Raw genomic sequence first — 26,313 nt, 5'->3', positions numbered from 1 at the left:
GACTTCCGGCACGCGCTGGAAGACCGGGGCCTGGCCTACGCACTGCAGGTCAAGGGCGAACTGACCGCTCATGCCGAGGCGGCCAAGCCCCACCAGCCGCCCTACGGTGGGCTCGGTCCCAGGCCGCTGCCCCGCTACCGAACCCGCCCACTCAGCCTGCGCGAACACGTCCTGGCCGCTGGCCGCGACAAAGCGGTGACGGTCACCTGGCGCAAGGGCTCCAAAGCCGCGATGACCTCCCGCTTCGTGTTCCTGCGCATCCGGCTCGCGGGACGCCGTCCAAAGCCCGCTCCCGACGGTGTCATCGGCCTGACCTGGCTGATCGCCCAGTGGCCCGAGGGTGAGGACGAACCGGTCAAGTACTGGATATCCAACCTGCCCGCCGACATCCCGGCCCGGGATCTGGTCCGCCTCGCGAAATTACGGTGGCGCATCGAGCACGACTACCGCGAGCTGAAGACCACCCTCGGACTCGACCACTTCGAAGGCCGCTCATTCACCGGCCGGCACCGCCACGTCACCCTCGTCACCGCCGCCCACCTGTTCCCGACCGAACAGCGGACCTGCCCAAAAGTCCCTGCCAGGGCCTGACCCTCTACCAGACCCTGGACCTCCTCCAACATCTGCTGGCCACCTGGACCGGAACCTGCCCCACCTGCCGACAACCCACCCCATGGCAGCCCTACGACACCACCTAACAAAGCCCTACCAGGCGCCGGCTCGTGATCAGGGCTCACTGTCCGTTCGAGCTCCGTTTGGGTCGAACAACGGGACTCCGAGGAAAACTTTCGATTACCTGCACTCCTGGCGGGCATCAAGCCGGACGAGCGGCCACAGCGCCAGCAGCCGAGCGGGGACGAAGAAGTGCCGGACGGGTGGTCCTGGTGGCGGACGGAACCTCAACGCCGCGCATGGCGGATCTTCAACCGTCCGAACCCCATGGTCCCAGAGATCCGGATCCTCGGCCCCCCGGGGAGGGAGCGCCGCCGGGTCTTGTAGAGCGAGTCCTTCCACCCGGTGCGCAGACTCTCGACGTCAACAATCGCGTCGCGAGGCACCGTGATTTTGGCCCTGCCGGTGCCGAGTTGCAACTCGATGTCGACTACCGAATGCTCGATGACCGCCCGGGACAGGTCCAGATGCACCCTTCCGAATGCGGACTCGACCTTTAGGCTCCGAGGCACCCGCCATACGCCGCGCCGCTGGATCCGTCCGCCGGCGGCGGCGATCGTGGACGTGATGCCCGCATTCTCCTCCGGGAGCGAGGCCAGAGCCGACACGAGTTCGCTGTGCGTCTTGACGGTGAGCACCTGGTGGAGGCGTTCGTCCAAATCCTCGTGCGAGATGTGCCCATCGGCGTACGCCTCCTGCAGGCGCCGCACAGCCGTGTCGCGGTCGTCTTCGCTGATCAGTGGCGGCCGGTCTTCCGGCAGAGCGGTCACCCTTTCACTCTACTGCCGCGTCGGCGATGCGAACGCGCCAAAGTTCTTAGCGGGCGAGGCATCCGATGGGGAGGCCGACCGCTCGTCATCATGGCCTTCATCGCCCAACCCGGCGGACCTATGCAGTCACAGCACTGGGCGGCCGCTCTCGGGCAGCACGATCTTCGCCAAGTCTCGCTCAGCGGAGGCTGGTTGGAGCATGCCGGGACGCGAGCAAGAAGCCCATCTGACCTGCTAATTCATCCAATCCAGTCGACACACCGAGTCTGCCATTTCGCTCACCACCCGGGCCCGGACGGACTGCTCACCTCTGCGACCGCCGCGCCCGGGGTGTGGCCAGCGCCGACCACCTGTACCTGGAGTCCGCGGCCACAGCCTGGCTCCGAGACCCCGATGAGCAGGCGGACTTCGACTTCGACTTCGACTTTGCCCGGCCGGGCGGCGCGGCGATCGGTTGGCCACTGCAGACGCCAGCGCCGAACGAGCCGTCGAGGAAGAGAGATCAACCGCAAGCGCGTGAGCAGACTGATGAGGATCAACCGCATCGTCGAACGGCACCTGCGGCGCAAGAGGTTGCGCAAGCCGGTGTCGCGGGCGGCGCGGATGCGGTCTTCGGCGCGAGCCCGCTGACAGTGGCGCAGTTCCAGGGTGGTGATCGGTGTGTCGGCGGCGTTGGTTGAACTGGCCTGCCGCGCCGGGACGGTGGCTTTCGTACTCGGTCGGCGTGGTCATCACCGAAGCCATTCATCAGGCGGTCCTCCCCGTTCCCGCCTCCGCTTGGACGCTCGCGACGGAACCCGACGGTGCCATGCGGGACGGCGTGTGGGCGAAGGCGACCACGACGGCGAAGCGGTGGGCTGTCGGTTCTCACTGAACTCGGCGGCGCCTCACGAACTTGACTGCCCACTTGGCGGATCCGCCATCTTCGTGAGACGGCGTGTGTCCCGTCGCATTGACGCTGTCGGATTCTCATCGCCGTGCGCTCTGGGCGGGGCCGTGTCACATTCCGGAGGGCGGTGTCGTCGTACTGCTGAGACGGAACACACCATCCAGCGAGTAGGAGACCCAGAGACACTCGGCGGGACCGGCCGTATCGCCGCCGTGCAGGCTTCCATCCCATGGAGTCCCGATGTCGTTCGTGCACCGGGTTCAAGGCGACAAGGAGGAAATCGATGAGTGACTTTCAGGCCATCGCGGATCGCGTCGAGATCGAGGCGCTGCGCGGTGAGTTCACCGACGCGGTGATGATGCGTGACTACGACCGTATCGCTTTGCTGTTCACACCGGACGGCGCATTGCGGATGCCCAACATCCCCGTTGAACTCGAAGGGCAGGAACCGATCCGCGCCTGGGGCAGGCGGGTGCCGGATGTTGTGGACTTCCTTGTGCAAAACACGCACCCGGGCGTGATCCAGCTTGACGGCGACACCGCGTCGGGCCGCGCGTACATGTCAGAGGTCGGGCGTGGCCGCGATGGCCGCGGAGGGCTGAACTATGCCATCTACCATGACCGTTACCAACGCACCGGCGACGGCTGGAAGTTCGCCGAGCGCGTTTACGAGGTCCGATACGAAGACGCCTCGCCGCTGGCCGGCTCACCGCCCCGCCCGGCTGAGGATTCGTGACCAGCCCACCGCGAAAGCCGCGTCGTTTGAGAACACCAGTCGTCGGTGTTCTCAAACGACCTGGCACCCCAGCAGGTCAGAGAACCGCTAACCGCCGGAAGCGCTTCGACGGGACAGCGCGCGGCATGTCATCGACCGTCGTCGACGAGATGCTTCACAGCCGCCGGACGCGCAGCACGCCGGTCAGCATCAGGAGAGTGAACTCGCCTCGGGCGGTCTCCCGTCTGCTCACGAGGAAGGCGCGGATCCGGCCCAGCGAGGCTTCTCGTTCCTGTTCTGGCATGACCAGCACTCCCGCACGCGTCGCGATGGTCGCGACGAGAGAGTCGGCGGTGCGGCGCTGCGCCCGACAGCACTACCAGCCTCGCGTTCACCTGAGAAATGCCTCCGGCTGGTGCGGGAACGAGGGCCTCGACAATCCTCATTCTCGTTGGGCAGAGGCACTTTTCGCTAAGAGCGTCCGCCGATAGGGAAAAGTTGTTGCCCGCGGCAGTGGGCGGGACGATCACGACGAAGATGTCGGATCTGCTTGAGCGCGTGACCCCCTTCCGCGCCGCCTTCGCCCGCCGCCAGGCCTCTGAGACCGTCGAGCTGCCCGGGGCCTTCGTCGTCCGCGACCCGGACTTCTCCCGATCCCAGGAGCACAACCAACTGATCGTCCACGCCTCAGACGCCGACCCGGCGGCACTGCCCGAACTGGCTGCACAGGGCCTCGGACCGCGCCGGCAGCACCGGATCACCGTGCTGGACGAGGTGCTTGGGGAGCGGGCCACCCCGGTGCTGGCGGCGGCCGACTACGACCGGGACACCGAGCTGATATTGGCCCGGGAGACAGCCGGCTGCGCACTGCCCGAACCTGCCGCGCACCCGGCCGAGCTGGCCGAGCTGCGAGCGGCGGTGTTCCGCCAGCAGCTGGACTGGGGCTTGGACGAGGATCTCGCTCGACAGCTCACCGAGCGCCGTACCGCCCGCCTGCGTGGCGCCGAAAAGGTATCCTTCCTAGCCACCCGGGCACCGGATGGGGAGATCTTCCGCGCCGTCGGCGGCAGGCCTGGACACTCCCGTGCAGCTACGCGAGATCCACATACGGCCCTCGGCCCCCACGGGACGCACTGGCCCGGGCATGCCCCGCACCGAGTGGACAACCGGCACCTCATACAGGCCCTGTCGCTACGTCAACCCCCGAGGGACTTCCGGGGCCAACCACCAAGACCCGCTGTTCTGACTCAGGGACCCGCAGTGCCCCCAGGCATCGGCTGATCACCCAGCGTGGTCGCATTGCACAAGCTGAGCCAGAACCCTTCAAACGGCAGCGTTTGTCCATCGGTTCGGGCGCCAGTTGGCGGTCGACGATGGCTTGAATGTCCACGAGAAATGGTTCTGGCTCACTTTCCATGGAGCGCTGGCTGAGTGTGATGTCAGTGGTGTGTGGTGGGATGGTCAGACTCTGTCGTTGACCTGCTGGGAGACCGCCGTGATGCCCGTGTACTCGTCTCTGACTCGTGCCCTGGCCGAGGCTTTGCTCGACATCCTGTGGTTCATCGACGGCAGTGAAGACGAGCAGATGGATCCGGACGACGCGGTCAAGCTCCTGGAGGGTGTCGCCCTCCTGGTCAACAAGCTGTCGAGCGATCAGCGGAACGAGTTGATCAATCTGCTGGGGACGATGGCTGAAGCCGAGGCCGACTCGGCTCGGCGTGAGATCCTGGAAGGGTTCCCGGAGGGCTTCGGGCTTCTTGAGGGTGCAGTTTGACCTGTGGCTCAGGAGTAGAGCAGGACGCGCTTGCGGAGGAGATCGAAGCCGGCCCGGCCGAACATCTGGCGCTGAGCGTCTTGATTCGGTTGACGTGCCCCTCGACGACGCCGGAGTTCCAGGGCAGGGTGAGGCCGGCGATGACGGCATCGCGGTCACGGTCGATGTCTGCGGTGTGACGTCGTTGCCACCGCTTGAGCTTCCGGCCTCGGATCGGAACCCGGATGTGTCGACCGGCACCCTGTTAGGCGCAGTCGGCCCAGCACTCCAACCCAGCCTCGCCCAGGGCCTCGACGAGGCCGTGCGCACGTGTGGCGGTCAGGTCTTGGGTGGCCCCGGGCAGGCCCGGCGAGGCCCAGCTGATCCGTCCGAAGGAGTCGGCCAGCACCTGGACGTTCATGCCGTGACGCTTGTGTTTCCCGGAGTGTGCGCCGTGAGGCGCTTGTTGTTCGAGTGGAGGCGGAGAGAACCTCGACGGCCTCACATGCGTACCGGTAGACCGTCGCGACGCCGATTCCGAGGCCCGCGGCGAGCTGCGTGCAGGTGTCACCGCGGCGCAGGTGAGCCAGGGCGGGCAGGGCCTGACAGCTGGCCGGCGGACGCCGCCAACGAGTGCCGATCTCACTGCGTCGCACGACGAGCTGCCTGGTCAGGTGGCGCAAGGTGCGGTTGGACAGATCGATAGAGGGCGGGTAAACAAGCACGCGAGCTCCTGGTGGACACAGTGATCTCGGACGAGAACCCGTCTACCAGGGGCTTCGCCGCACTCCCGGCTCAACTGCCAAGATCACGCAGCAGGTTGCGAACCGCCGTCGGTGTGTGGATCGGAAATGCCATGGCGCGCCCGGGCCTACCGGGGCGCGGTGAAGCGGGCCTGCCACAGGTCGCGGAGCAACGCGATCTCGGCCATGTGGTGGATGAATTCGAGACTGGCTCCCCACAGCACGGAAGCGAACGGTTCCTCGGGGTGGGAGCCGTACGGGTACTGCGAGAGGCCGACCGTGTCGAGCTGGTCCTCGGTGAGGGCGCCGACGTCGGCGCGCCAGCGGTCGATCACCGGCCAGAAGCGCTCCAGGGTCAAGGCCGCCGAGGGGGAGAAGTCGATCATCTGCTTAGGGTCCTGCCGTCGTTCGCCGAAGGTCCACTCCCAGTTGCCCGCGAACTCGTAGTGCAGGTGGCCCAGCCGCCACGCGATGGTCGTGACCGGCGTCTCGTCCGGCTCCGGCTCACCGGTGTGGGCCAAGATCTGCTCGACCCGCTCGACGGTTACGCTCCAGTCCTCGGCGATCTTCTCCACCGACATGCCGCCGGCCGCCTGCCGGGCGACCTCCGCGTACTCGCTCGCCGGGATGTCCGCGGCGCCCAGGTCCAGCAACCACTCACCTGGCCCGAACGCCCGCGGTGTCGTCGCCTCGGCGCGCCGTCGGAGCGACCAGCAGCCGGGCACCGGCTCCCACAGGTACTCCTCGTCGCCGAGCCCCGCCAGCCGCACCCCAGCCATCTCCCTGGCCTTGTCGAACTGGTCGAGCAGCAGGCCCAGACGGTCGGTCCGTACGCCCTCGATCTCCATGAACGGCTCCCCTTCGCGGTCGTGTGTCGTACCTGGTTGTGCTCAGGCGGAGGTTAACGACCCACCTCACGGGGCGCGACCGATTTCCTTGCCCACGAAGCGGTGCGGCACCTCGCGCATCACCGCACTCGTCCAGGCCGTCCTCACCCTCGACGTGACCTGCTCAAGCCGAGGTTGGAAAAGGCTCGCTGTATGGGTGCAGTCCCTGGAAAACCGCGTCTTCGGAGAACTGGGAGGCAGCCTGCCACGGTTCGTGACTGCCGACGGCGGCCTTCCACCGTTCGAGGACACCGTGCAGGATCGCTTCGCTGTCCATCGTGCGGTTCGTCAGGTTCGCGAGACGACCGCGATCCTCGGCGTGTGGAACCCGGCCTGCACGATGCTCAACCCGACGGGCCCCGCCACGGCGGCACACCGGAACCGGCCCCCATGTGAGCGCCCCGGCGACGCGGCCCCCGAGCGAAGCCACGCACACGGAGGACACCGGCAGGCAGCGGGCTTGCCGGGGCCGGTGCCCCCGCGCCATGCCGTTGTCGGCTCGCGTACCCGGCGTTTGGCGAGCGTGTACCCGGCGTCGACGACGGCCGGCGAGGGGCTCCCGACTCGCCGTACCAGGCGAGGTCCGGTGGCATCCGAATGGTGTCGGGCGGGCGTGCCGGGGGACGAGGGAGCCCGGAGTGCCGGGGTGTGGACGAGCTTCCCTTGCCCGCCCTCAAGCATCAGCTCAGCGTGCCGATACCGCTGTCGGCTTCGGAAGCGTGCAGCCCGTGGCCGACAGGTTGAGCTTGTTGCCCGTCGTGAAGCAGGCGGGGATGCCGTAGGTCTCCTGGGCGTATCCGATCCCCTTGCGGATGGTGACGGCCCCCTGCTCGTTTACCTCGCAGGGGTTGTCGAGGGTGCAGCTTTCACCGCTCTCGTTGGTGGTGTTGTTGATCGCCGTGACCTGGCCGGTCGTCGTGTCGATGACCGGGGAGCCCGAGGTGCCCCCGATGACCTGGCACTCCGGGGTGTAGCGGACGGCGTCCTTCCATGTCCACTGGCCCTCCTTCAGGCGGTACGCGAATCCGTCGACGGAGCAGGAGTAGACCCGCTTCCAGTAGCCGGAGACCACGTCGATCGCGTGCCCCTGCACCGGGTGGGTCGCGGACAGCGTCAGCGGCGCGATTCCCGTGGACTGCTGTATCTGGGCGTAGGTCTTGGTCAGTTGGTAGAGCGTGACGTCCGTGTCGGTCATCGTCGCGTAGACGACTTTGTTCGCCTTGAGTGTTCCGGCGGTGCCGGCCGTGGCGTTGAGCAGCGTGAAGCTGCGGGTGGAGGACTGGTTGGTGATGACCTGACCCGCGCTCGGGAAGCCAGTTTCGAGGCAGTGGCCGTTCGTCATGACCAGCCCCGGGTCCGTCGCCTGCGAGTTCGGCATGCGGACCAGGGAGCCTGAGCAGTTGCTGAGCGCCACGGTGCCGGCGAAGGAGGCGGCTGTCACCGTGGCCGGCGTACTGTCAGCGTGCACGGCGGCCGTCGCGGCAGTGGGGGTCGCCCCGCTCGCGCGGTCGGGTGCTGCGACTGCCGTGCCCGTGGTGCCTACGAAGGCGACGGCACCGAGGGCCACGGCGGTGAGGGTGGCGAGGAGAGGCTTGCGCATAGTGATGGTCGGTCCTCTCGGTTCGGCCCGGGAGCCGTGTGGCCCCCGGGCGGCGAAGGGTGACCGCATTGTCGGCGTACAGCCAAGTTCCCCGCTACCCCGCCACTCCGTCCTGGCCATTTCCGCTCCCTTGACGGCCACCGCACCGGGACTGTTTCCCTCGGCCATGCGCACACGAAGGCCGACCGTTCCGGCGCCTTGAGCTCGTCACACGGTCATGTCGAGGTGCTCTGGTGAGGTGTGACCGGTGTGACGATTCCGTCGTTCGAGGGGTGTGGGGAACGGGCCGTCGATCGTGGACGACGAGTTGTGGGAGCTGATCGAGCCTCTGCTGCGGTCCTGGCCCGAGAGGGTGTCCGGCCTGAAGCCGGTGCTCTATCGGCTGTGTCCGCAGGGCATCCTGTGCGTGCTCTCCAACGACATCAGCCGGCAACTGCTGCCACTGGAGAAGGGGTTCCGCTCCGGACAGACCTGCTGGCGCGGACCGGGCCGGTGGCATGAAGCCGACGTCATCGCCCAGCCGTACCGCCTCCTGCTCGCCGAGCTTCACGCGGCGGCCGTTTTTGTGCGTGAATCAAGACCACGCACGTCCGCACCGCCGACGGGATCGTCGACGGGTGGGCGCCCGGCCGCGGCCGTCTCGCCGGTCTGCCCGGCGCGCTCCTGGCAGGGGAGCGGCACGAGGGCACTTGGCGGTGCGTGGGCAGCGTCGGTACCGGGTGGAGCGACAGGGAGCGCACCACCTTCGCAGCCCTCCTCCGCGTTGCCGCAGCGACGAGTGCCCGTTCGGCGAGGCACCGGGGGCCGGTGCACGATGGGCGCTGCCCCGCCTGGTCGGCGAAGCCCGCTACGCGACCCGTACCCGCTGCGGACGGGGCGAGGAGGATCAGGGCGGGTGTCCGGTCGCCGTAGTGCGCTGACCGATTTGAGCCGCCGTTCATGGCGGCCAACGTGCGCAGCAGCGGGCCCACGCGGCGGCGGCGACGCTTGCGCGGCGGCCACACGGCCGTCGACGCCAATACCAGTGCGCTGGGCGGCCTCGGCCTGGGCGGCGCCCGTACGCAGCCCAGGCGAGCAGCACTGACGTGTCGTAGGCCGACGTGCGGATCAGTGCCATGCCGGACCTGTGGGAGCCGTCCTCCGTGCGAGGTACGCGCAGGTGTCCACTGTGTGGTGACGATTCCAGGCCGCTGGATCCGTAGCGCCCGGAGCAGCCGCGGTGCTCCGACTGCGGTTCAGGGAAGGAGACTTCGCGCGGCCATTGGCGCGGTTGCTCTGGTCTGCGGCCAGGGTGTTGCCGCGGTGCAGGGGAATGCGTGGCTCACTCTCGCCCTGGGTGCCCTGACAACCGTGTGCGCGGTGCTCGTCTACGGGTGGGTGGTGCGGCGGACCGAGCGTCGGCCGTCCGTGGAAGTGGCACTGGCAGGTGCCGGGGCAGCGATCGGCCGGGAACGCTGATCGGCGTCGCGGCGCTTGGGGCGGTCAGCACGGATTACGCCGGCCACGACCCGGCCGGCGGCTACATCCAGCCACTCGTCGACCTCGTCGACACCCACGGCACCACCACCATCCTCCGAGCCATCGACCAACTCGACGACGAACACACAGTCGAGGTGACCGTCTGCACCGCCCACAAAGCCAAAGGGCGCGAATGGCCACGCGTACGAATCGCCGACGACTTCACCCCGCCGCCGGGCAGCGAGGAGCACGACGACAAGGGCCAGCCCCTCCCCGGACCCGTCGACGACGGTGAAGCCGGGCTCGCCTACGCAGCGGTCACACGAGCCCGAAACCGCCTCGACATCGGGGGCCGTGCGTGGATCAACCACCACCCCGACGGCAGTCCCGCATGACCCGGGGAAGACCGCTCACTGCCGCAGCACCTCTATTCACAACCGACCCCCGTCGCCGACCTGGTCGAGATGGCGTCTGTAGCCGGGGTCCCCGGCGTAGATGCATGTGTCGCCGGTGAGAGCGGCAGAGAGGTGGGTGTCGCCCTGCGGCATCGAGTCCGACCGGGCCAAGGGAGTGCAAGGGCCGTGCCCTGCACACAGTGGTGCTCACCGCATAGCGGACATCGTCCGGCGGGGCGCGGGCCGCCCGCGGCGGAGCCCGCCTAACGTACGGGAAGCACGTCACTTGCCCGGGAGGTTCCGTGCCCCGTACTCACTCGAAGAGATTCACGCGTCACTTCGAAGCCATCGAACCACCGCGCAACGCCGAGGTCGTGATCGGCGTGGTGTCAGTGACGGTTTTGGTGATGGCCCTCGGTGCCCTGTCGCCATCCCCGGTATGGCTTCTGGGGCTGCTTGTGTTCCTGCCGGGGACGGCGTCGGCGCTGTGCACCGTACGCCAGACGGAGTTTGTGTCTGCGTGGACCACGCTCGTGGTCACCGTCAGCGTGCTGGCAATTCAAGGTGGCGGGCGTTCGTGGCTCAACACGATCCTGATGGTGCTGCTCACCCTGGCCCTGGGTGCGGCCTCCGTCTACGCCTGCCACCGTCGTATCCACCGTGAGCACGAGATGCTGCGGCTACGCTCCACCGCCGCGGCGATGCAGCGCCACATCCTGCGCCCCCTCCCGCTGCTCACCGACGACGTCCTGGTCGATGGCGTGTACGAGCCCGTGCAGGAGGACCGGCTCGTCGGCGGCGACATCTACGACGTCGTCGTCTCTCCATGGGGGTCCCGGGTTCTGATCGGCGATGTCCAGGGCAAGGGCCTGCCCGCAGTCGGCGCCGCGTTCGCCGTCATCGGCGCCTTCCGCGAGGCGGCCCACCGGGAGCCCACCCTGACCGCGCTCGTCGACGCCCTCGATGCCTCCGTCGTACGGCACAACTCCTACGCCGCACAGACCGGCGACGACGAACGGTTCGTCACAGCGCTCATCGTCAACGTCGACGCGCACGACGAGGTACAAGCCATCAACTGCGGTCACATTCCCCCGCAGTTGCTGCACGACTCCACCGTCATCACACCGGCTCTCGACTCCGGCGTCCCCCTCGGTCTCGCCGAACTCGCAGCCGAACCCGCGACCGTCGACTGGTTCGCCTTCCCGCCCGGCGCGACGTTGCTGCTGACCACCGATGGGCTCACCGAGACCCGCGCCGCCGACGGCACGTTCTACCCCGTCACCGAACGCCTTGCCGAGCGCGCGTCGCTCTCTCCCACCGAGCTGCCGCACGCGCTCTACGACGACGCGCGCGCGTTCGCCGGAGAGGGCGGCCAGCACGATGACGTCGCGGTTCTGTCCGTCCGACGGTCACCGCACCGCTGAGCGCGACATGGCGCACGTACATGCACACAACACGCGCCCCGCTCACGCCCACTCGGCGGATCAGGCCGACAGTAACCTGCTGCGCTCGAAGCCGGTGTGCCGCGCAACACACCCACGCAGCGGCACGCGGACCTGAAGAATGAGTTCTACGACAAGTTCCGCGCGCGGGGTGGCACACCGGACAGCGAGTGGCGTCTGCGCAAGCAGATCCACCGGTTCAAGGAACTACGAGCTGCCGACGCGGAGGAGATCGCCCGGCTCGAGGCCGACGTCGAGGCACTGGCGGGTGCCCTGCACCAGGCCACAATGGAGAACAGCCACCTGCGCCAGCAGCTTGCCGACCGTCATGCCGTGATCCGCGAGCTGCCTACACAGGCCCCGATCGGCAGGTAGTCGGCCAGCCGCCGAAAACGCAGCCGGCGGCAGCGTTCGTTGCGGCCGGGGTCTTGGAGAGGTCGACGGTTTGTTCCTCGGAGTGTCGCGGGCGGGACAAAGTAACAGGTGCATGGGATCAGTCGGTGTCGAGGCCGTCGATCAGGCGGTTGAGGAACCGGGTGAAAGTGGCTTCGGGGGTGAGGGCGCGTCCGGGGGCGGAAAGGACTTCGGCGAGTTCCGGGTGGCAGCCGTCGGCAGCGACAGCGGCGAGGTAGCGGGCCTCGGCCGCGGCCCGGTTCGGGGATTGTGAGGCTGCGGCCTGCGCGATCTCGTGGGTGACGTGTCCGGCCACGAATGCGGTGAGCTGGGCGAAGGCCTCCAGCTTCGCCGCACCGTCCAGCCCGGTGGGCCGCAGGACGGCGAGCGCGTGTTCCAGGAAGGCCAACGTGTTGGGGCCCGGAACGCGACGGGTGGACAAGGCGGCGGGCAGCCAGGGGTGGCGCAGCATGTGTGCGCGCTGCAGGTGGGCGATGGTCTTCAGATCGGCACGCCAGTCGCCGCTGGGTGGCTCCGTGACGGTCAGTTCGCCGCTGACGTGGTCGACCATCAGTTCCAGCAGTGTCTCCTTGTCGGGGGCGTAACTGTAGAGCGACATGGCACCGGCTCCGACCTGGGCGGCCACCTGCCGCATGGTGACCGCTTCGAGCCCTTTGCCGTCCGCCAGGGTGACGGCTGCCACGGTGATCTCCTCCCGGCTGAAGGAGGGCCTGCGGCCCCTGCGGGGCTCGGTGGGACGCAGCCAGAGCTGTTCGGGGTCGACGCCTGCGGCGCCGGACCCTCCGTCACGGGACACGGTCTCGCGCTCCTTCCCCTGGTTGTTGAGGCTGCCCTTGCGAAGGTCATCCAAGCATCCTCTATTCTCGTACACCGTACGGAATAGAGGAGGGGAACAATGCCACCACGCACGCCCGACGCCGTGGCCGGACCGGCCTGGGTGCCACCTGCCGGAAAACCGCCACTGTCCTCACGGATGATGAGAGCGACATGGCGGGGCCTGTCGGCGAAACGGCATGAGGTCGGATGGGAACCGGGGCTGGCGGTGCCGGCCGCCGACGGCAGCCCGTTGATCACTGATCACTACTTCCCGCGTGCGGAGGGCGACTTCCCAACCCTCCTGGTCCGCTCCCCTTATGGCCGGGGCCTGCCATGGTCTCCCCAGTACGGCCTGCTCTTCGCCGAACAGGGCTTTCACGTGGTCCTGCAGAGCTGCCGCGGCACCGGCGGTTCGGGCGGTGCGTTCGACCTGTGGCGCAACGAGGCCGCCGACGGGCAGGCCGCGGTGTCGTGGCTGCGCGAGCAGCCCTGGTTCAACGGAACACTGGGGACTGTCGGCCCCAGTTACCTGGGCTACGTGCAATGGGCCCTTGCCCTGGATCCGCCGCCAGAACTGAAGGCAATGGTGGTGCAGGTGGGCCTGTATGATCCCTACGCCCTGTTCCACACGGACGGTGCACTACACCTGGAGAACGCCCTCGTTGTCGGTATGGGCATGACCTACCAGCACCAGGGCATGGGACCGTTTCTGAGGGCGACGCTGCGCCTTCAGTGCCGCTTGCGTGACGCCACCACCGCGCAGCCCTTGCGCGGGGCGTACGTGTCCGCCCTCGGGGGCGAGGTGCCCTGGTTGGACGACGTCATGACGCACCCGGACCCCAAGGACGCGTACTGGCACGGCGCGTCGCTGGCGGAGGCAGCGGAGCGGCTCAGCGTGCCCACGAGTCTGATCACCGGATGGCATGACGCGCTGGTCGACCAGACCTTCGAGCAGCATGACCGGCTGCGTCAGGCCGGATGCGAGACCGCTCTGCTCGTCGGCCCCTGGACCCACACCTCCGCCCTGCAACAGGGGTGGCCCGAGGTGTTCGCCGAGAGCCTCGCGTGGCTGCGCGCCCACCTGTGCGCCGACCCCTCCGGCCTGCGCCCGACCGCGGTGCGCGTGCATGTCGGCGGCGAAAACGCCTGGCGGGACCTCGACGAGTGGCCGCCGGCCGCGGCTGCCACCTCGTGGTACCCCATCTCCGGCGGGCATCTCACCCGGCAGGCCCCCACGGACTCCGAACCCCTGACGTCATTCCGCTACGACCCGGCCGACCCCACCCCGTCCCTCGGCGGCCCACTGCTCTCCCGCACCGCCGGCCCCCGCGACAACAGCACCCTGGAAGCTCGAGACGACGTTCTGACATTCACCAGCCCCCCACTGACCGAGCCCCTGGACATTCTGGGCCCAGTCTCCGCTCGGCTGAGCATCTCCACGGACACCGGCCACGCCGACGTCTTCGCCCGCCTGTGCGACGTGGACCCACAAGGCCACTCCGTCAACATCTGTGACGGACTGGGACGGTTTCGGACGACTGAACATCTGCCGTCGCAGGTCACCGTACCGATGAGCTCCATCGCCCATCGCTTCGCCGTCGGGCACCGCATACGCTGGCAGATCAGCGGAGGCGCCCATCCGCGCTATGCACGGAATCCCGGCACCGGGGAGCCGCCGGTGGACGCCACCACCTTCGCACCGGTGCGCATGGCACTCCACACGGACTCGGCATTGCTGCTTCCCCGCAGCCCCGGGCTCACGTGATTCTCCAGCCCTGCGGGAAAGGCTGACGAGCCGGGCCGTCAGGCCCGGCTCACTCCTCGGCGCCCTCCCCATCGCCCGTCCAGGTCAACGGCGTCCAGGTTGCCCAAGGGTCGCAGACCTCCGCCAGCGGGGAGAGAAGCGCGGAACCTGCAGCGGCCCATGTGGTCGAGGTTCGCGTGACGCAGCAGGGAGAGCAGGCCGCATCCTCGTCCAAGACGTTGTGCAACGCGCTTCGATGGGCAGGGATCGCAACAGGGCATGACGACGGCGTTCAGGTAGCGGGACGTTCACAGCTTCCTCCAGGCCGTACTTCCCTTCAACCTGGCAATTGCATGGCGGTGGACGAGGGCGGACAGGGTCAGGGCCTGTCCGGCGGATCTTGCCGGACAGGCTCCTGGTCCCGAGGAGGGCTCAGGATCGTCGCGGGGATCAGGCACAAGCCTCCATCGACGTGTCGGGGCGTCATGCCCAGTACGGCACCGTAATTGCGCATGGTGTCCAGGTCCCCGTCGGGAACCTCTGCTGTACGTCCTTGAACAACCGCAATGCCTTGTAGCCGCGCGGGAGGGCGTATCCCGGCAGGACGATCCGGGCGCCGTTGCTCATGGCGAGCGAGACGATCGCCCGGTCTCGGTTTGAGGGGAGCGCGGCCCACAGGCGGCGATCTGCGCTTCTCGGGGCACTGGGGGGCGACGGCTCGGGTCGGGCCTCATCGAACGCTGCCTCGCCGGCTGCACGCGGCCGATCTGGGCGAACAGAGTCTGATCCACGGGCAGTTCAACGGAGGGGAGACGCGGCCGGTGGACACGGTGGGAAGGGTGTTCCGCTCGGCCCGGGCCGGGTCGCGGTGAGCATTCGCCAATGCCGCGCGGGTGTGTCGAGGAGATCGCAGTCCCGCCCGCCGGTCGGGAGAGGGGGATGCTCGCTGCGGGCGTGGAGGCGCTGACGTGATCATCCAAAGCCGGCGGATATATTTCGTAGCTCGATATATGCTCGACGCATGACAAGACAGAACCCGTCCTTGACGGAACCGCAGTACTTCATCCTTGCTGCGCTCATGGACGGGCCGTTGCACGGTTACGGCATCATCAAGGCTGCCGAGCAGGCCACCGACGGGCGGCTCCGGATCGCTGTCGGCACTCTCTATGGCGCGCTGGAGCGGTTGGAGCGGGCCGGGCTGGTGGCCGCCGGCCATGAGGAGATCGTGGACGGGCGGGCGCGGCGCTACTACCGGCTCACGGAGGACGGCACCGAGGCGCTCGGCAGGGAGGCGCTGCGGATGCAGCAGGCAGCGGCCGTCGTCATCGGACGCTCGCGGGATGTCGGAGCGGCCCCGGCATGAACCGTTTGCTGCTTGCGGCCTATCCCGAGCCCTACCGTTCCCGGCAGGGTGAGGAGTTGCTGGCCTGCCTGGCCGAGGCGTATCCCGGTCGTTCCTGGCCCCCGCCGCGGGAGGTCGTCGCCTTGGCGCGTGCCGGGGTGCACGCCCGCGCTCGTGCCGTCGTCGACGACACGGCCCGGCCGTGGTGGCTGGACGGCATCCATCTGACCGCTCTCGTCCTCGCCGCGCTGGCGCTGGTGCCGTACCTGCAGGATGTTTGGCACTGGGGACTGCACATCGATCCCGGCCGGCATGCCATCGCCTTCCACTTCTCCGGCTGGTACCCGTGGGCACAAGGTCCCGGCACGCGGACACGGCTCCTGCCCTACGGGCTGCTGCCGCTGCTCTGCCTGATCGCCCTGCTGCGCGGTAAGCCGTGGATCGCCCTGCCGGCCGCAGCTGCGATGATCTGCGTCGGTGCCACGTTCAACAGCAATACGTTCTTCGGCGACGAGGGCAAGGTGGGCCTGGGCTACTACGGGCTGGGCGCCCCGATAACGGCCCGTGACCTGGTGCTGTCGGGGGCACTGTGCACCGCGTGCGCCGTTCTGGCGGTCTGCCGTCCCAGCCAGCTGCGACGCCACTCGTACCGCTGGCTGGTCCCCGTCGTGCTCGCCATGTTCGTGGCCGGGGGCCTGCACATCATCTCCATCAGTCCGGCCTTCCAGCGCGGCCTGTTCGCACTCGAAGTCGCCGCGCTGATCGCCGCGTGGGTGGTGACGGCCGCCACCGGGGATTACCGGTGGCTGATTCCCGTCGCAGCGTTCGCGTTCATCCGCACGCAGGCGATCGTCATCCAGCCGAACTGGTTCATGCAGTCCCTGCCGGACCTCGTCGTCCTCCTCCTCCTGATCGCACCCCTCCCGGCCCTGGCGATCGCCGCCCAGCGCAGGCAGAGCCGGGCGCTCCTCGAATAGGAGCAGATCCCCGGTGGACCGGCCGAGCCTGTCGGCCCATTGCGTGCCAGAGGAGGCACGTGACCGAACCGCTGCCGACGGACATAGAGAGAAAGCAATGACTCAGCAAGATCGCTCGACACTGTCCACGCACCCGGACACCCCCGACCAGGTCCCGGGAGCCACGGCCGAACGCAGCCCTTCGCGGACGATACGGCCACGGATCTCAGCTCTGCTGTGCCTCGTGGGGTTCCTGGCGGTCTACCTGATCGCCGTCTGTACCCCGTTCGGGCAACGGGCGGAAAATGCCCTGTTCAACAGTAACGGCGCCAACCCCGCATGGATCTACGACTGGTCGGGGACGGCTTACGATTCGCCGGCCCTGCCGCCCCTGGACCAGACCGCGATGCCCACCCTGCTCGTGGGCATTGCGGTCATCGCGGCCGTCACCCTGGTCCGGAGGTGCTGGTGGCAAGGCTGCGCGGCGGCCGGAGTCGTCATGGCCACGCTCGGGAGCAAGGAACTCACCAGGATGATCCTGCCCCGCCCCGACCTGGTTGGCGCGCACGTCAGCCTCACCGAGCCGAGCTTCCCCAGTGGGCACGTGGCCATCCCCGCCGGGCTGGCCCTCGGCGCCGCCCTCATCGCTTCCCCCCGCATCCGCCCCTACGTCACCGCGGCCGGCATGCTGTGGCTCGCCGTCACCGCCGGCGCCGTCCAGGCCACCTACCACCACCGGCCCAGCGACGTGCTGGGCTCCACACTGCTGGCCTGCGCCTGCTACAGCCTCGCGGCCCGGCTGCTGCCACCCGCCGCCGCACCAGACGTCACGCGGCGCCCTCGTGCGCTGCCGGCCATCGCCCTCGCACTGTCAGCGGCCGGCGCGCTCGTCGCCGGCGCGCGGGACGACTCCGTCACACAATCGCTGGTCTTCGCGGCAGCGGCCTTCCTGTGCGCGGCCCTGTTCTGGTTCACCACAGCGGAGGGGCCGGCACACACCGCTTGTCGCACACGCCCCGCACGGGGGTGACCACCCGGCCTGGCTCCGGGCGAGAACCGGCGGTCCGACGCCACCGCCCAGTCGTAGAAGCCGTCGACGCCCGAACGGGGATGCGCTCCCGCCCGGAGTGTCCTCCCGTAGTCCGGTCAACGGGCCGGTGCCTGCGGCCGGCGCAGCCGACCGCGATGTGTAGCGGGTACTGGGCGGCGCTGGGGCCACGGGCGTAGGACTGGGCCTGGGCGACGGTGGCGGTGAGTATCTGCCGGATGCCGGATGCCGGATGCCGGATGCCGGATGCCGGATGCCGGGGTACGGCTAGCCGATGTTTCCGGCGGGTCAAGCCCCCACCTCCGCCTCACCCACGCCTCATGCCGTCAACGCTCATACATGGACGGCGGCGAGGAAAATCGGTACACCTGAGAGCCTTTGGGGCTTGCTTGAACCGTATGCGCGGATGACGTGCACGTACGGTTCTGAGGAGGCCGGGGTCCGGCAATGGACTCCGGCTACCCGACAACAGTTACGGGTCGTGTGCGCGTTGTAGGCGATGGTCGTGGGGTGGTCAACAACTGCATGGCGCTGTCTGGTCGGAAGCTGCGGATGGGGCTTCTCGGTGCGGTCGGTCAAGGCAGGATCTCGACGTACCCGTCGGTTCCGTGCACGCGGATCCGCTGCCCGTCCCGGATCAGCCGGGTAGCCTGCTCCACGCCCACGACGGCCGGCAAGCCGTACTCCCGGGCGATCACTGCGCCATGGGTCATCTGGCCGCCCACCTCCGTCACCAGGCCCGCGATTCCGACGAACAGCGGCGACCAGCTGGGGTCCGTGAAGGTCGTCACCAGGATGTCGCCCGCTTCGAGATCGGCCTCCGCCATGTCAAGGATGACGCGGGCCCTTCCCTCGATGGTCCCGGCGGAAACCGGGAGGCCGATCAGGGCGCCGGACGGCACGTCGTCGCGCCGGTACGCCCCGGTGACGGCTTCACCATCCGATGTGAGTACCCGGGGAGGTGTGAGCGCGTGGTACGACCGGAACGCATCCTTGCGCTGCTGGACGAGCTGGTCATCCACCTGGTTCGAGCGCACGACGTCGCGGAGTTCCTGGAACGTGAGGTAGAAGATGTCCTCCTTCTCAGGAAGCACGTCAGCCTGCACGAGGCGCTCGGCCTCTTCCAGCAGGGCCTGCTTGTAGACGAAGGAGCGGCTGACGATGCCGTACTTCGGGTACTCCCGGTACCCGATGAAGGTTCTTACCCGGTCGATCATCCGCTTGGCCTCGTCGGCTTTCCGGTCCCCGTCCGGCAGGGCCCGCAAGCGTGACAGCACATCCTCTTCCTTCATCCGCGCCTTCTGCCGCCCTTGCTCGAAGCGCCGCTCGGCGGCGCCGGGCTCGAAGATCCTGACGTTGTCGAGGATCACGGGCACGAGCGTGGTGGGGCGCTCGCGCCAACGTGGCCTCGTGATGTCGATCTCGCCGACGCAGCGCATGCCGTACCGATCGAGGTAGGCCTCCATGGCGTCGCGCGCTTCGGTCCCGCCCGCGAGCTTCACCAACTCGTCCAGGAAGCCCTCGTCCTCGACGCCCTGCAGGAACGCCACCACCTCCGGATGCGGGCGGATCACGTCCGCGACATCGAGCAGCGCCAGTCCCATCTCCGACGTGACGTTGTCGGGGGCCGACAGCGTCAGCGTGTCAGCCACGTTCTTCTCGCCCAGCCACTCCTGCAGCTTGTCGTTGAGCCACCAGGTGGCCTCCATCCCCGCCATGATCGCCTGCAGGTTCAGCGGATCACCGAGGACTCGCTTGTGCTCCTCGAAGGCCTCCAGCAGGAAGTCGAACAGCGCTGGTCCGGTCTTCGTCCGGATATCGCGCTCCAGGGCGGCGATGGACACCTGGCTGCGTTCGATCAGCTCGGTGACGATGGCGGGATCGGTCTCGAGCGGGGCGGACGCACCGCCGGCCGACGGCACGCCGGGACCCATGTCCGGGAGCGACGGGACGAAATCGTCGCGGTCGAGGACGGTCTCCAGAGCGTCCCTGATCAGCGGATCGCCTCTCCCGATGGCGTCCAGGAGGCCGGCACGGCTCGCGGGCGAGGCCAGACGCCGGGTGACGTCGACGAACAGCCTCCCGCCGGCCTCGTGCATCGGCACCATGGCCGTCAGCTGCCACATGGAGAGCCCCAGGGGCTTCATGGGGTCGGTCATCATCTGCCCATGACCAACGGAGACGTAGACGTGATTCTCCTGGTCGCCGGTCTCGGGAATGGGGAACAGCGTCGTGATCGGCCGGCTCTGAACGATCTGGAAGCCATCATCGACCAGGCACCATTCGATGTCCTGCGGGCGGCCGAAGTGCGCTTCGATCTGCCGTCCGAGCTGCACGAGCCGCACGACCTGCGCATCCGTCAGCGCCGGCTGCTCCTGCCGCTGCGAGTCGATCGCCACTTCCTGCGTACCGCCAGTCGGCAGGGCGTGAACGGCACGCTGTTTGGCGGCGATCGCCTTGGCGACGACTTCACCGTGTCGCACCTTGAAGACGTCCGGGTTCACCAGGCCGGAGACCAGGGCCTCGCCGAGGCCGAAGCCGGCGTCCACGGTGGCGTCCTTCCGGTTGCCCGTGACGGGGTCGGCCGTGAACAGGATGCCGGCCGCACGCGGGAAGACCATCTGCTGAACGACCACGGCCATGTGGACCGTACGGTGGTCGATGCCGTTCCGCTGGCGGTAGGTCACGGCCCGCTCGGTGAACAGTGAGGCCCAGCACCGGCTGACGTGCTGGAGGATCGCCGCCGGCCCTACGACGTTCAAATACGTGTCCTGCTGGCCGGCGGAGGAAGCCGTCGGCAGGTCCTCTGCCGTCGCGCTGGATCGGACGGCGTAGGCGGCCTGCTCGCCGAGCTGGGCGAGCGCGCGGTTGATCGCCGCCGCGAGATCGTCCGGGATGGCAATCCCTTCGATGGTCCGGCGAATCTCCGCGCTGAGCGTTCGGATCGCCTCCCGGTCGTCCGGGTTCAGGCGCGACAGCTGATCGAGCCGATCGTCGATCGACGGCGCTTCCGCCATGATCCGCCGGAAGGCGTCCGTCGTCACGCAGAAGCCGGCCGGCACCCGAATGCCTTCGATCCGCGACAGCCCGCCCAGGTGCGCGCCCTTGCCGCCGACGATCGCGACCTGCGTCTCGTCAACCTCTTGGAGATCCCACACGTACTGCTCGCTCATCGCGATACCTCCGAGGCAGTCGTGTCCCGTTGCACTGCACTGGCCGATCGGATCACCGGCGCCTCCAGCTCTGTCGCACCTCTTGTCAGGCACGTCCTCGTCTCTGGCTGCCCTCCCTCTGACGAGTCGGCCGACCGCTCCGCCCAGTCGTGCGGCGCGCACCTCCGCACTACCGCCCCGAGCGCTCGCGACCCTGCCGGTCCCACCGCTGGTTCGACGTCACCGCGTCCCCCATACGTCGACAACACACGCACGTCGCGCCCCCACTTCTGCAGGTTGTGGCCTCGGCCGACGATTTTGCGCCACCACCCGGGTCTTGCCGCAAGCCCCCCGGTGCGCTATAAGTTGAGAACGGCAAGGAGAGAGATCTCCTTGCCATTTCCTTTTGCCGTCCGCCGACACTGACAAGCTTCTCGCGAAGCGGTGGCGCGCCGCGTACGGGTAAGCGTCGTCCCCAGAAACGAACCAGAACCCGGCACGCAAAAAGTCCCCGACTGTCGGCGGCGGCTGAATGCTGACACCGTCAACATCCAATGAGGGCTCATGCAAGATCGAGGCTGGTGCTCTGATCAGGGCGGCTTTGTCCTCGTGGGAGTACTCGTCCAGTTCCTCGTTGGTGCCCCAGTACAGTCCGTGCTGATCCGCTGCCACCCTGCCGAGCCGGTTGTCAACAGGCCGGTCAGGATGCTGGAGGCTCCGACTGATCAGAGTCCGGACGAGTGATGCGAGCGTTCCCGGCCGGGTCGAGCCGACTGGCCACTGCGACACAGTGAATGCTCCCAGGCCAGCAGGACCTCGCTGATATCAGGGTCGGCTTCGGCCAACGAAGCCGCCGAAGCCCCGCCCTGCAAGGTGTCGTCGACGAACCGGCATAACAACGTCACGGCCTGGCGGTAGCCGGTGGCCGTGCCCACCCGCCGACTGGTGACTTCGACGTATTCCACCCATTCATCCGCCAGTTGCTGGGCCAGTACCCGGCAGGTGAACGCAGCCGGGTCGAGCACCAGCGTCCTCTTTCTGCCCCGCGCGTCCGACGCGACCACCTGCCGGGCCCCGATCCTCGGCGGGCCGGCCTCAGCGTCCTCGTGCCGGAAGCCCCGACGTCGTTCACCCCTTCGCGGCATGGTCGGCCTCCTTCCGCGCCTGAAGCGCCCTCACCGCGATCTCGGCGTAGGTGTCGCCGCCGTTCGCCGCCCACTGCTCGAACGCAGCCGCGACGTAGGTCATCGGATCCTCCAAGTAGCGCGGGTACTCGTAGGTGACGGCCGGGCTGTTACGGCCAAGGCGGCGGGCTGACGATCAGCAACGGGTTGAACGCCAGGTGCCTTCACGGTCTCGGTCCTGTCGGCGTCCTCGCAGCCGACGGCGCGAGTAGTCGATCTCAACCACAACGAACAGGTCCTGGCGACGCCGCTCCAGGGCGCGGGCCATGCCCTCGGCCATCTCCGGCCGCTCAGCTTGCCCGGCGCCACGTACGGCGAAATGTCGCCCACCGCCCATGTCCACGCCGACGGACAGACAGCCGTCTGGGCTGGAGGATGAGGAGCCCGGTCAGTGAAAAGAGGGCTGGTGATCGTACGGAAGCCGGAGACGCATATCCGGTGGCAGCAGAGCCCGCGGGGGAGCCATCCACAACAGCGTTACCTGCGTGAACTCACCTCCCGTTTGCCATTCCTAGGACTCCTAGGTTAAACCTAGAGCCCCTAGGATAATGTGGAGGGCGCATGGTGCGGGCAGGGCTGACGGCGGAGCGGGTGACGGCCGCGGGCGCCGAGCTGGCGGACGAGGTGGGACTCGGTCAGGTGACCATGTCGCAGGTGGCGCGGCGGCTCGGCGTGAAGGACGCGAGTCTCTACACCCACGTCCGCGGCCTGGAGGATCTCCGCGGACGGATCGCGCTGCTCGCGGCGGACGAGAAGACCATCCGTATCGCGGAGGCGACCGCCGGATGCGCGGGCAAGGACGCGCTGGTCGCGTTCGCCAACGCCTGGCGGGAGTACGCCCACCGGCATCCGGGCCGCTACATGGCAACGCAGACCACGATCCAGATCGACCCTGAACTGGCCGTCAACGCGCCCGGACCGCGGCGCGCAGTCGAGCTGACCTACGGCATGCTGCGCGGCTACGGACTGGCCGAGCCGGACCTGACCGACGCGGTCCGGTTGCTGCGCAGCACGTTCCACGGGTTCGTTGCCCTGGAGGCTGCGGGTGGGTTCGCGCACCAGCGTTTGCCGCAGCATTCCTGGGACCGCGCCCTCGACGCCCTGCACACCCTCCTGGAGCACTGGCCCCCGTCCCGAGAAGGAGAGTCCTCATGACCGACCCGACCATCGGCAGCCTGCGCGTGAACGGCGCGACTCTGCACTACGAAGTGCGCGGTCACGGCCCGCTCCTGCTGCTGATTCCCGGAGGGACGGGCGGCGCGGCCTCCTTCGACGACATCGCCGACGACCTCGCGGCCGAATACACGGTCGCTACCTACGACCCGCGCGGGATGTCCCGAAGCACGCTGGACGACCCCGAGGCCGAGCAGAGCGTGGGCGAACACGCCGACGACGCGTTCCGAATGCTGGAACTGCTGTCGCCTGGTGAGCCCGCCCGGGTGTTCGGCGCCAGTTCGGGCGCGATCGCCGCCCTGCACCTGCTCACCGCCCATCCCGAACGCGTCGAACGCGTCGTGGCGCACGAGCCCCCGGCGGTAATGGTCCTGCCGGATGCCGCCGACCATCGCGAGCTCATCGTCCGTGTGCAGGAGACGTTCCGCAGGCAAGGGCTCATGCCGGCGATGGCCGTGTTCGCCGCGGGACTGAAGAAGGATGGCGACACCATCGAGCCGAAGGCCGAGATCGAGCTTCCGCCACAGGCGGCGGCGAGGGCAGAGCAGACGATGGCCAACCTGCCGTACTTCGTCGGGCGCATTGTTCCCAGCTTCATGTCCTACAGCCCGGACATGAACCGGCTGGGGGCGCTGTCGGATCAGCTCGTGCTCGCCGGTGGCCAGGACTCACGTGGCGAGCTGGCCTACTGTCCGGCCGCTCTCCTGGCCGAGCGTCTCGGCATGGAGCTCCTGCACTTCCCCGGCGGGCACATCGGCCTGACCACGCATCCCGCACAGTTCGGCGAACTCCTTCGCAAGGCACTCCGCGCCCAAGGCTTGTCCCGTAACTGATCTTGAGGTTGATGCGCGCGGTCAGCGGCGATGAGATCCACTCTCCCCTATCCGGCGAGGGTGAGGTTGTGCAGGCGTGCGATGCCGAGCATGGCGTGGTGTACTCCGTCGCCCTTGAGGCGGCAGTCGCGGAGGATCTTCCAGTTCTTCACGCGGGCGAAAATGTGCTCGACGCGGGCCCGGACTTGTTTGTGTGAGCGGTTGTGTTCCTCTTTCCGAGCGGGGAGTTCCTCGCCTTTGCGTCGGCGGTGCGGCATCACCAGCCCGGTGCCGGGATAGCCGCCGTCGGCGATCGTGGTCGTCTGCCCGATGGCGGCCTTCGCGCCGGATTCCGCCCATGCTTTGCAGTCGTTGCGGTTGCCCGGCAGCGGCCGTCCGTCGACCACAACCAGGCGGGCGTCGGCGTCGATGACGGCCTGTTGGTTGGTGGAGTACCGATAGTTCTTGGACTGCTCGGCCACAGCGTGGTCGCGGGTGGGCACCAAAGTGCCGTTCACAATGAGCACGGTGCCCCTGCGGAACCGCTTGCGGGGCTGAAGCGCCAGCAACGGGCAAGGTGGTCGACTATGCGGTCCGCGGCGGACTTCGGGATACCGAACAACGGAGCGAGCTGACGCAATGTCAAGTTCATACACCAGTAAGCCGTGACCAGCAGGACGCGGTCGTCAAGCGAGAGGCTCCACGGTCGACCTGTCCGGCCCCGTCGAGCCCTCACGGCATAAGGCGGCCACCAACCTGGCAAAGCAGCGCGGGCTCGGTCCGGTGAACGGTGAAATCCAGGACGGCTCCGACGCCGTGATCACAGCAGCCACGCCTCGATAGTCTCACCGCGTCTGCACGCTCCATCCGGAACCTCAACGGCGGTCCCGGCGGGAGGGGCAAGCCTCGTGACGGACCCGGCATGCCTGGAACTGGCTCACCGCCTGGCCGACCGGGCCGATGCCATCTCCCGTAGTTGCTCCTCGACCGCAACCATCGAATCCCGGACCAAGAGCGATGGGAGCCCAGTCACTGACGCCGACCGGGGGATCGAAATCGTCCTCGCTCCTTGATCCGCCAGGAGCGTCCCGACGACGCGTTCATCGGTGACGATTTCGGCACCCATGGACACGGAAGACGGCGGTGGATCAACGACGCCGTCGACGACGCGGGCGCCGGTCCGTCGCCAGGCCGTGGTGACGGACCGGCGACCGATGTGATCCGGTAGGCGTCCAGGCTGATCAGCCGCTCCAGCGCCGGCAGTCCGGCGCGGGCGAGGACTACCGGGACGCCCCACCCGTGGACGGATCGGCGACCAGGCGGAAGAGGTCGCGCGTCGGGTGCACGTCGACCGGGATGCCCGTCCCGACTTCGATGATCTCCTCCCCGGCTACGAGGTGGCTCGTGGTGAACGGCGGCCGGCCCGGCACGGTGACCAGCATCCGGACCCTGGTGCAGCGGTCGTCCTCGCCGCACCACACGCGCTGTGCGGACGTGACCTTGCCCGTGACGCGCACGCCAGCCGTGTCCAAGTCGCGCCACACGCGCTGGTCCCGCACGGTGCCGACGATGGCCAGGACCAGGACGACCACGGTGAGAGGGGTCCAGACCAGGCCGGTCACAACGATGCCCAGCCTGTCGTCGTCGGGGACGTACCCGCCGATACCGGCCAGCAGGATCAGGGGACCGGCACACACGACCAGGAGCCCGAGCCCGGTCCAGATCGGCTGCTCGAAAAAGCCCGGCGGACGATTCATCGGACCTTCGGCCTCGGCTGTTCCACCGCTCGTCACAGTGTGGCCCGCCCACCGCCGGGAAGGGCGTCCGAAGTATTTCGCAAGCGTCCTGACACAGGCGGAGTCTAACGGACCTGATCCAGTCGCCGCGGGGGAACCGGACGTAGTGTGGGCCGATCGCGGCGGTGACTAACCGAACCGCTGGTGTCCAGCAACGCGTCCGGCCGGATCTCTATATTCTCACCGGCAAGCGCCAAGGGAAGACCCTGAGCCTGGCCAGCATCTCGGTGTACGTGGGCGATGAAGCCGTCGCCATTCCGTATCGGGTCTATCAAGATGAGCTGCCCGTCGTCGACGACTCCGACGCCGTGATCACACCAGACACCGCAAGATCATTCCAGCCGTGGCTTTTGCGGCAGCGACGGCCCGGACACCGCCGTGCCCCCAGTACCCGGGCCTCCGCACCCATCAACAGCCGCCGCTGCCGCTCGTCCAGATGCGGGAACAACACAGTAAACTTCACAGCGAGTTGGTCACGATTCTCGCTCGGGATGCGCATACCACACCAACTTCAGGACGGGAAGCAACACCTTGATTCTCTGCAAGCCCTTT

General features: G+C 68.2%; 25 protein-coding genes and 4 pseudogenes. 18 read left to right on the top strand and 11 right to left on the bottom strand.

What is annotated here, in order from left to right; translation table 11 throughout:
- Window positions 1-591, top strand: a 591-nt coding sequence (locus tag GA0115254_RS13040) for an IS701 family transposase (RefSeq protein ID WP_141720810.1), incomplete at its 5' end; no start/stop codon positions are given.
- Between the two features lie 308 nt (window positions 592-899).
- Here the strand turns inward: GA0115254_RS13040 and GA0115254_RS13035 are convergent.
- On the bottom strand, window positions 900-1,442 hold the full coding sequence (locus tag GA0115254_RS13035; RefSeq protein ID WP_093895432.1) for a DUF1707 SHOCT-like domain-containing protein: 543 nt from the start codon (window positions 1,440-1,442) through the stop codon (window positions 900-902).
- A 332-nt stretch (window positions 1,443-1,774) separates the two neighbouring features.
- On the opposite strand from GA0115254_RS13035, the gene GA0115254_RS45970 reads away from it, so the two are divergent.
- From GA0115254_RS45970 to GA0115254_RS13025, 3 genes and pseudogenes are all read left to right on the top strand, one after another.
- Window positions 1,775-2,122, top strand: coding sequence for a hypothetical protein (locus GA0115254_RS45970; protein WP_256102540.1), 348 nt, complete (start codon window positions 1,775-1,777; stop codon window positions 2,120-2,122).
- A gap of 2 nt (window positions 2,123-2,124) precedes the next feature.
- A pseudogene (locus tag GA0115254_RS45965) lies at window positions 2,125-2,283 on the top strand (IS1380 family transposase); the annotation flags it as partial.
- Window positions 2,284-2,614: 331 nt separating this feature from the next.
- Complete coding sequence (locus GA0115254_RS13025) at window positions 2,615-3,067, top strand: nuclear transport factor 2 family protein (RefSeq protein WP_093895431.1); 453 nt, start codon at window positions 2,615-2,617, stop codon at window positions 3,065-3,067.
- 154 nt (window positions 3,068-3,221) lie between these two features.
- Here GA0115254_RS13025 and GA0115254_RS13020 read toward each other — a convergent pair whose 3' ends face one another.
- The gene (locus GA0115254_RS13020; RefSeq protein WP_256102539.1) at window positions 3,222-3,350 is read right to left on the bottom strand and encodes a hypothetical protein; all 129 of its coding nucleotides are present in this window, start codon (window positions 3,348-3,350) and stop codon (window positions 3,222-3,224) included.
- A gap of 233 nt (window positions 3,351-3,583) precedes the next feature.
- Here GA0115254_RS13020 and GA0115254_RS13015 point away from each other — a divergent pair, with 233 nt between their 5' ends.
- Window positions 3,584-4,327, top strand: a complete 744-nt coding sequence (locus tag GA0115254_RS13015) for a hypothetical protein (RefSeq protein ID WP_141720809.1) — start codon at window positions 3,584-3,586, stop codon at window positions 4,325-4,327.
- Between the two features lie 79 nt (window positions 4,328-4,406).
- The gene (locus GA0115254_RS13010) at window positions 4,407-4,820 is read left to right on the top strand and encodes a hypothetical protein (protein ID WP_256102538.1); all 414 of its coding nucleotides are present in this window, start codon (window positions 4,407-4,409) and stop codon (window positions 4,818-4,820) included.
- A gap of 247 nt (window positions 4,821-5,067) precedes the next feature.
- On the opposite strand, the pseudogene GA0115254_RS45960 reads toward GA0115254_RS13010, so the two are convergent.
- The 3 genes and pseudogenes from GA0115254_RS45960 to GA0115254_RS12990 form a co-directional block, all read right to left on the bottom strand.
- Window positions 5,068-5,524 (bottom strand): annotated as a pseudogene (locus GA0115254_RS45960) (transposase family protein); the annotation flags it as partial.
- Window positions 5,525-5,670: 146 nt separating this feature from the next.
- The gene (locus tag GA0115254_RS13000; protein WP_093895429.1) at window positions 5,671-6,390 is read right to left on the bottom strand and encodes a DinB family protein; all 720 of its coding nucleotides are present in this window, start codon (window positions 6,388-6,390) and stop codon (window positions 5,671-5,673) included.
- Window positions 6,391-7,114: 724 nt separating this feature from the next.
- Window positions 7,115-8,029 carry a S1 family peptidase gene (locus tag GA0115254_RS12990; protein ID WP_093895428.1) on the bottom strand — a complete coding sequence of 305 codons (915 nt, stop codon included), beginning with the start codon at window positions 8,027-8,029 and terminating at the stop codon, window positions 7,115-7,117.
- Window positions 8,030-8,303: 274 nt separating this feature from the next.
- On the opposite strand from GA0115254_RS12990, the pseudogene GA0115254_RS47535 reads away from it, so the two are divergent.
- From GA0115254_RS47535 to GA0115254_RS12965, 5 genes and pseudogenes are all read left to right on the top strand, one after another.
- Window positions 8,304-8,534 (top strand): annotated as a pseudogene (locus GA0115254_RS47535) (transposase); the annotation flags it as partial.
- A gap of 194 nt (window positions 8,535-8,728) precedes the next feature.
- Entirely contained in the window at window positions 8,729-8,941 is a 213-nt protein-coding gene (locus GA0115254_RS47530; RefSeq protein WP_370740866.1) for a hypothetical protein, read from the top strand.
- A gap of 461 nt (window positions 8,942-9,402) precedes the next feature.
- A complete protein-coding gene (locus tag GA0115254_RS45950) occupies window positions 9,403-9,882 on the top strand; it encodes a 3'-5' exonuclease (RefSeq protein WP_370740865.1) in 480 nt (159 codons plus the stop codon).
- A gap of 302 nt (window positions 9,883-10,184) precedes the next feature.
- Complete coding sequence (locus GA0115254_RS12970) at window positions 10,185-11,306, top strand: PP2C family protein-serine/threonine phosphatase (protein ID WP_093895427.1); 1,122 nt, start codon at window positions 10,185-10,187, stop codon at window positions 11,304-11,306.
- A gap of 96 nt (window positions 11,307-11,402) precedes the next feature.
- The gene (locus tag GA0115254_RS12965) at window positions 11,403-11,699 is read left to right on the top strand and encodes a hypothetical protein (protein WP_093895426.1); all 297 of its coding nucleotides are present in this window, start codon (window positions 11,403-11,405) and stop codon (window positions 11,697-11,699) included.
- 118 nt (window positions 11,700-11,817) lie between these two features.
- Here the strand turns inward: GA0115254_RS12965 and GA0115254_RS12960 are convergent, their stop codons facing one another.
- Window positions 11,818-12,534, bottom strand: coding sequence for a TetR/AcrR family transcriptional regulator (locus GA0115254_RS12960; protein ID WP_093895434.1), 717 nt, complete (start codon window positions 12,532-12,534; stop codon window positions 11,818-11,820).
- A 180-nt stretch (window positions 12,535-12,714) separates the two neighbouring features.
- Here GA0115254_RS12960 and GA0115254_RS12955 point away from each other — a divergent pair, with 180 nt between their 5' ends.
- Entirely contained in the window at window positions 12,715-14,319 is a 1,605-nt protein-coding gene (locus tag GA0115254_RS12955) for a CocE/NonD family hydrolase (RefSeq protein ID WP_093895433.1), read from the top strand.
- Between the two features lie 462 nt (window positions 14,320-14,781).
- Here the strand turns inward: GA0115254_RS12955 and GA0115254_RS44395 are convergent, their stop codons facing one another.
- Window positions 14,782-14,925 carry a hypothetical protein gene (locus GA0115254_RS44395; protein ID WP_176740094.1) on the bottom strand — a complete coding sequence of 48 codons (144 nt, stop codon included), beginning with the start codon at window positions 14,923-14,925 and terminating at the stop codon, window positions 14,782-14,784.
- A gap of 394 nt (window positions 14,926-15,319) precedes the next feature.
- On the opposite strand from GA0115254_RS44395, the gene GA0115254_RS12950 reads away from it, so the two are divergent.
- The 3 genes from GA0115254_RS12950 to GA0115254_RS12940 all read left to right on the top strand — a co-directional run bounded on the left by GA0115254_RS12950 (window position 15,320) and on the right by GA0115254_RS12940 (window position 17,626).
- Window positions 15,320-15,661, top strand: a complete 342-nt coding sequence (locus GA0115254_RS12950; protein ID WP_093895425.1) for a PadR family transcriptional regulator — start codon at window positions 15,320-15,322, stop codon at window positions 15,659-15,661.
- Entirely contained in the window at window positions 15,658-16,617 is a 960-nt protein-coding gene (locus GA0115254_RS12945; RefSeq protein ID WP_093895424.1) for a hypothetical protein, read from the top strand. The genes GA0115254_RS12950 and GA0115254_RS12945 overlap by 4 nt, the downstream gene beginning before the upstream one ends.
- A 97-nt stretch (window positions 16,618-16,714) precedes the next feature.
- Entirely contained in the window at window positions 16,715-17,626 is a 912-nt protein-coding gene (locus GA0115254_RS12940) for a phosphatase PAP2 family protein (protein WP_093895423.1), read from the top strand.
- A gap of 593 nt (window positions 17,627-18,219) precedes the next feature.
- Here GA0115254_RS12940 and rph read toward each other — a convergent pair.
- Together rph and GA0115254_RS12920 are read right to left on the bottom strand one after the other, a co-directional pair.
- Entirely contained in the window at window positions 18,220-20,817 is a 2,598-nt protein-coding gene (gene rph / locus GA0115254_RS12930) for a rifamycin-inactivating phosphotransferase (RefSeq protein ID WP_093895422.1), read from the bottom strand.
- 704 nt (window positions 20,818-21,521) lie between these two features.
- Entirely contained in the window at window positions 21,522-21,821 is a 300-nt protein-coding gene (locus GA0115254_RS12920) for a hypothetical protein (RefSeq protein WP_141720808.1), read from the bottom strand.
- Window positions 21,822-22,541: 720 nt separating this feature from the next.
- On the opposite strand from GA0115254_RS12920, the gene GA0115254_RS12915 reads away from it, so the two are divergent.
- Both GA0115254_RS12915 and GA0115254_RS12910 read left to right on the top strand, forming a co-directional pair.
- Complete coding sequence (locus GA0115254_RS12915; protein ID WP_093895419.1) at window positions 22,542-23,135, top strand: TetR/AcrR family transcriptional regulator; 594 nt, start codon at window positions 22,542-22,544, stop codon at window positions 23,133-23,135.
- Entirely contained in the window at window positions 23,132-23,986 is an 855-nt protein-coding gene (locus tag GA0115254_RS12910) for an alpha/beta fold hydrolase (protein ID WP_093895418.1), read from the top strand. The genes GA0115254_RS12915 and GA0115254_RS12910 overlap by 4 nt, the downstream gene beginning before the upstream one ends.
- Window positions 23,987-24,033: 47 nt before the next feature.
- Here GA0115254_RS12910 and GA0115254_RS12905 read toward each other — a convergent pair.
- Together GA0115254_RS12905 and GA0115254_RS12900 are read right to left on the bottom strand one after the other, a co-directional pair.
- Window positions 24,034-24,798 (bottom strand): annotated as a pseudogene (locus GA0115254_RS12905) (transposase).
- Window positions 24,799-25,245: 447 nt separating this feature from the next.
- Window positions 25,246-25,722, bottom strand: coding sequence for a hypothetical protein (locus GA0115254_RS12900; protein WP_093895417.1), 477 nt, complete (start codon window positions 25,720-25,722; stop codon window positions 25,246-25,248).
- Window positions 25,723-25,886: 164 nt separating this feature from the next.
- Here GA0115254_RS12900 and GA0115254_RS45220 point away from each other — a divergent pair.
- On the top strand, window positions 25,887-26,313 hold a 427-nt coding region (locus GA0115254_RS45220), incomplete at its 3' end, for a hypothetical protein (RefSeq protein ID WP_218105534.1).

The sequence above is a fragment of the Streptomyces sp. Ncost-T10-10d genome (genome assembly GCF_900091955.1).
Lineage (GTDB): Bacteria > Actinomycetota > Actinomycetes > Streptomycetales > Streptomycetaceae > Streptomyces.
This window is presented reverse-complemented; position numbering and strand designations above follow the sequence as displayed.